This is a genomic window from Lentilactobacillus sp. (assembly GCF_040773105.1).
GTDB lineage: Bacteria > Bacillota > Bacilli > Lactobacillales > Lactobacillaceae > Lentilactobacillus > Lentilactobacillus parabuchneri.
This window is the reverse complement of record NZ_JAXGWW010000159.1, coordinates 1-4,731: the sequence shown is the minus strand read 5'-3', so window position 1 is coordinate 4,731 and position 4,731 is coordinate 1. Positions and strand designations below refer to the sequence as shown.

Sequence of the window (4,731 nt, the reverse complement as noted above, 5' to 3'; positions counted from 1 at the left end):
CGAAGCAACGCCGGTTCATCGGGTAACCGACCAAACCGGTCAGATGTATCTGGCAAACTCACTGAACGAATTTGTACCCACCAGTGGTGTTTTGGATATGGCTAAGGCGCTTACCGCTTACCAGATTCCGTATCGAACCCGAATGTTGAGTGGCAGTCGCCACGCCAAGGGCTATTTGGACGACGTTTGGGATGATGTGATTCGGTTCTTTGCGGATACCCTCGATTGAGTTACACTAATATTAGACATTAAGTGGCCGGATAACTTCCGGTCATTTTCATACATAAGGAAACGGGGTTACAGCAATGGTTAAAAATCGATTGTCTTGGGCAAAAAAATTTCTTTTGGCGGCACTATTTATTATCTTGTTAATGGGTGTGGACTTTTCTGTTCAGGGGGCGAGTCCACTTCTTCGGGGGATTGCCAGAATTATCTATGCCGTTGTGGTTGCCGGGATTGTCTACTATGTATTGGGAACCACTAAGATTTTCACAAATAAGATCCAGTTAAATACGTTCGCTAAAGTCTGGGGCTTTATCTTTGGAATCTGTTTGGGTGGGTTATTCATTGTTATCAGCGTCCTGGCTCATTCGGCGTTGATGATTCATTCACAGACGCTGATCGCGGATACGTTGATGGCATTTTCAGCGGGGGTGTTTGAAGAATTTCTCTGCCGTGGCTTGTTATTATCTGCGTTCGTAGACGCTTTTAAAAAACAACCATACAAATTTACCGAAGCTGCTTTGGCTTCTGGAATATTCTTTGGGCTCTTTCACTTCATGAATTTGATTTCAGGGCAGGGCCTTCAGCAGACATTGCAGCAGGCGACCTATGCATTTGTCATTGGTGCGATTTTTGCGGCGATTCGGCTGACGACAAATTCGTTAACGTGGGTTGTTTTAATTCATGCATTGATTGATTGGCAGCCAGGTATTTCCGTGGATCATGCAGTTAATACGATCACATCATGGCCGATCTTTCTAGCGGTTTGGGGTGTCTTGCTGGCGGTGGCGGTTGTATTTTTGGTTGGGTTTGATAGGAGTGCTGTAAAAACAATTTAAGATGAATTTACAAAAGTAAGAGAACCAACCAGTGACATTTAATTGTCGGTGGTTGGTTCTCTTGCTTTGTATTTATAACGTGTTCTTTTTTATCTAGTGGAAAACGTGCTCCGACGACCCTGACCCCTAACGTGTAAAACAAAAGTCTCAACAACGAACAAAGACCGTTCGTTATTGAGACTTTTATTTTACACACCGGGGTCAACCCGGGTCTCGTCTCTAGTTTGATGTAAATGTTAGTTTCAGATGTCCTTTGATCTAGTGGAAACGTGCTCTGACGCAACTGACACTGCGATCTAAGACACTTTGATTCAAATCCAAGCCCGGGATTTCAATCAAAGCGCACTTAGCTCTCCGTGTCAAAACGTTGCTTCTCGCACTCTATTTCCTTACCAATACCCCAGCACCTTTGTCAGCTTTGCCCTGTTAATATCTCTTGTTGACAGTTGGTTCTGGAACTCCGCAAAATCGTTGTTGACGACCTTTAAATTATCCCACGAATACTTGGCATCGCCGCTCTTTGTTCCTGAATCGGCAGCCATGATATCGTTTGAATACGGGGTGTGATCCAATCCCAAACTATGGCCTAATTCATGGGTCAAGACTGATTTCCAGTAAGTTGCGTACAGCGACTGGTATTCTGCGCTTGTCGGTTGCTGGCTGGCCGTCGGCAGTGGTGTTCCTGTTTCTGCCTTATAGACGGCCGGCAGGTACTGCGTATTGTCAAAGAAGTTATAGTTAATGTAAAGTCGGTTGGTAATGTAATAACCATCCCAGCTGCCTTCGCCGGTACCAGCATTCTTAAAGCCAACCGTAATCGTATGATTTGCCTTCGTTCCCAGCTTAAAAGCCTTCACTTTCAGCGCCTTGTTCCAATTCTGCATTGCAGCGTAGGTATAGCTCTCTAAGGCCTTGTTGGCAACGTAAACTTTTGCAGTGTGATTTTTAAACGTTCCGGGTTGGCTCATCGGCTGGACATTATACCAACGGTCGAAGACTTGCCAATACTTGTCATAAACTGAAGCGGGAAATTTGCGAACACTTGCAGTCGGGTTTAAATCCGGTGTACTTCGAATGGCCTTGGCAACTGTTTTGCCAGCGACCTTCTTGGTTGATTTTGCATAGGTAATCGGACTAGCTGGTGTCGAGACGGCCAGCGGCATTGCCAAAGCAACGGTGACACTGGCTAACGCAGTAATCATGAAACTTCTTTTTTTCATAAGGGTCCTCCAGTAGAACTGAATAAAAAACATTTCGTTTGAATAATAGCATTCAGGCAATCATCGTTCAAGCAAACTAGCTTGGAATATAAGGGAATTAATGAAGCCTTATGATTTATGAAGCATTAAAACCATGTTATACCAAACTTCATGAGCGTGGCTGGAATCAGATACGCCTTCGTTCCTGTAGCCATTCCGCTCGTAAAAGCCAATCAGATCTTTTAAACAAGTAAGGGTGATTGCCTGCCGGTTTTGAGCGGTCGCAACCCGTTTGAGTTCCTCCAGGAGCTGGCTGGCAATTCCGTGACCACGAAAATCCGGGTGTACGACCAAGCTCAACACGGTTTGGTAGGCTGCCGTTGGATCATTTGGCTGAGCATGTTCAAAAAGGTCATCGTCAATATAGCGTTGAGGAGAAGCCGGGCCTACAATGTAGCCGACTACTTGGTGGTCGGCTTTAGCAACGATAAATGTGTCTGGATATTCTTTAATCCGTTGGGCCATTGCCGTTTCAGTGGCAGCTTCAGCAGGAGAAAAACCACTTGTTTCAATCGCCATGATTTCTGGCAGTTCATTTAATGCTGCGGATTGGTAGTCTAAATTCATCAGCTGTCCTCCAAATATGTGTGGTATTATTTTCTTGTGTGCAATTTTAGAGATTGAATAAACTCATCATATCACGAAAGGAGACTAGTCAAAAATGAGTCAAACCAATCAAGTTCACAATAAGCGCTGGGTCATTATGACCGCGGTATTTATTGCGACTTTTATGACGTCAGTTGAAGTGACGATTGTCACAACGGCCCTGCCGTCTATCATCAGTGAACTCCATGGCTTAGCTTACCAAAGCTGGATTATGAGTGCCTACCTGTTGACAACGGCCATCACCACGCCAATATACGGCAAAATGGCGGATACGTTAGGGCGGCGGAATATATTTCTCTGGGGTGTGATTGTTTTCTCGCTGGGGTCATTGTTAAGCGGTTTGTCACCATCAATTTTCTTTCTGATTTTAGCCAGATCCGTTCAAGGGATCGGCGCTGGCGCCGTGATGCCGTTGACATTTACGATCATCGCCGATATTTTCAGCTTTAAGGAGCGGGCAAACGTCTTGGCGTTAAATAACACCGCCTGGGGATTGTCGGCGTTGGTTGGGCCACTTATTGGCGGCTTTTTGGTTGATCAGCTCTCGTGGCACTGGGTCTTTTTCGTTAATGTGCCATTGGGAATCATTGTCGCAGTTTTAATTTGGCTGGGTTATCACGAAACGGTTGAATTAAACAGCAAACTTGTCATCGATTGGTTGGGGATTCTTTGGTTAGCAGTCTTATTGATTAGCCTGCTACTTGGGATTCAAGCGCTGGATACGATGCCGGTCTTCGGAACAATGCTTTTGGTTGTCGCAGCGGTTGCCGGTTGGCTTTTAATCAAGCAGGAGCATCGTTTCTCTGATCCCTTAATTTCTCCGACGATGTTTAAATCAAAAACGTTTACGATTCAGATACTAACCGCGACAATTTTAAGTGGTGTGTTGATCGGTTATCAAATGTATTTTCCAATTTGGCTTCAATCGCTTTATCGGGTGTCGGCAACCACTGCCGGGCTGGTGGTTACGTCTAGTTCGATTATGTGGCTGATCGCATCGTTTTTTGTGGGTAAATTAATTGCCAAGTTTGTTCCCAAGCAAATTGCAATTGCCCTAATTAGCTTAATGCTCGTGAGTTATGTGTCACTGATCTTTGCTGGACCGACATTTCCGGTGTGGGCGTTTTATGTGATTGCAATGATCAATGGAATGGGCATGGGAATCGTCGTCAGCATGAACACGATTCTGAGCCAGCATTTGGTTCCAAACGAAATGGTTGGGTCGGCGACATCGGTGTTAACGTTGGGCCGGTCCTTGGGCCAAACTGTGATGGCAGGCGCGTACGGTGCCATTTTGAATTTGGTGATCAGACTTCAACTACACGGGAATGTAACCTTCTCACAGGTAAATAGTGTGATCAGTTCGAAGGGGGCCAAGGTTGCGGTCAATCAGGCGCTAATCGACCCAATCATCCTCACAGCGCTTCATATGGTGTTTGTGGGCGTGGTCACGATGCTGGCCGTGGTGCTGTTGATAAATGTGCTGGATCCGAATCGAAGGGTTATAAAATAACAGAGTGCGACTCAAACCGTTTAGACTCCGAGCATTAATATGATAACCAACTTTGGCGCTGTTTTTGCGCCGAAGTTGGTTATCGGATTAAGCGGAGGAGTCTGGTTTGAGGAACACGTTTCCACTAGGTAAAAATAAACGCTCAAAATGACCATCCACATCAAAGCAGAGTGCGGAGCGAACCGGGTAACTACTAGGCATTTCATGGCCGTCGGAGCATTAATTTGATAACTGGTTTTGACGCTGAACTCGCGTCGAAACCAGTTATCGGATTAAGCGGAGGAAGTTGGTT

The 4,731-nt window shown here is 45.5% G+C and carries 4 protein-coding genes and 1 pseudogene; 3 read left to right on the top strand and 2 right to left on the bottom strand.

Translation table 11 applies throughout. The features are described from left to right. Nucleotides 1-229, top strand: a pseudogene (locus tag AB3112_RS08340) (esterase); the annotation flags it as partial. Between the two features lie 76 nt (nt 230-305). After that, a complete protein-coding gene (locus tag AB3112_RS08335) occupies nt 306-1,061 on the top strand; it encodes a CPBP family intramembrane glutamic endopeptidase (RefSeq protein ID WP_084972848.1) in 756 nt (251 codons plus the stop codon). Nucleotides 1,062-1,450: 389 nt separating this feature from the next. On the opposite strand, the gene AB3112_RS08330 is transcribed toward AB3112_RS08335, so the two are convergent. Beyond that, nucleotides 1,451-2,281, bottom strand: coding sequence for a matrixin family metalloprotease (locus AB3112_RS08330; protein ID WP_084972847.1), 831 nt, complete (start codon nt 2,279-2,281; stop codon nt 1,451-1,453). A 108-nt stretch (nt 2,282-2,389) separates the two neighbouring features. After that, nucleotides 2,390-2,887 carry a GNAT family N-acetyltransferase gene (locus AB3112_RS08325; protein ID WP_084972846.1) on the bottom strand — a complete coding sequence of 166 codons (498 nt, stop codon included), beginning with the start codon at nt 2,885-2,887 and terminating at the stop codon, nt 2,390-2,392. Between the two features lie 94 nt (nt 2,888-2,981). Here AB3112_RS08325 and AB3112_RS08320 point away from each other — a divergent pair, with 94 nt between their 5' ends. Next, nucleotides 2,982-4,439, top strand: a complete 1,458-nt coding sequence (locus AB3112_RS08320) for an MFS transporter (RefSeq protein ID WP_084972845.1) — start codon at nt 2,982-2,984, stop codon at nt 4,437-4,439. Nucleotides 4,440-4,731 lie beyond the last annotated feature (292 nt).

Excerpts from the sequence above, each read along its gene's own strand:
- AB3112_RS08335 (WP_084972848.1), top strand. The coding sequence starts at position 306 with ATGGTTAAAAATCGATTGTCTTGGGCAAAAAAATTTCTTTTGGCGGCA.
- AB3112_RS08330 (WP_084972847.1), bottom strand. The coding sequence starts at position 2,281 with ATGAAAAAAAGAAGTTTCATGATTACTGCGTTAGCCAGTGTCACCGTT.
- AB3112_RS08325 (WP_084972846.1), bottom strand. The coding sequence starts at position 2,887 with ATGAATTTAGACTACCAATCCGCAGCATTAAATGAACTGCCAGAAATC.
- AB3112_RS08320 (WP_084972845.1), top strand. The coding sequence starts at position 2,982 with ATGAGTCAAACCAATCAAGTTCACAATAAGCGCTGGGTCATTATGACC.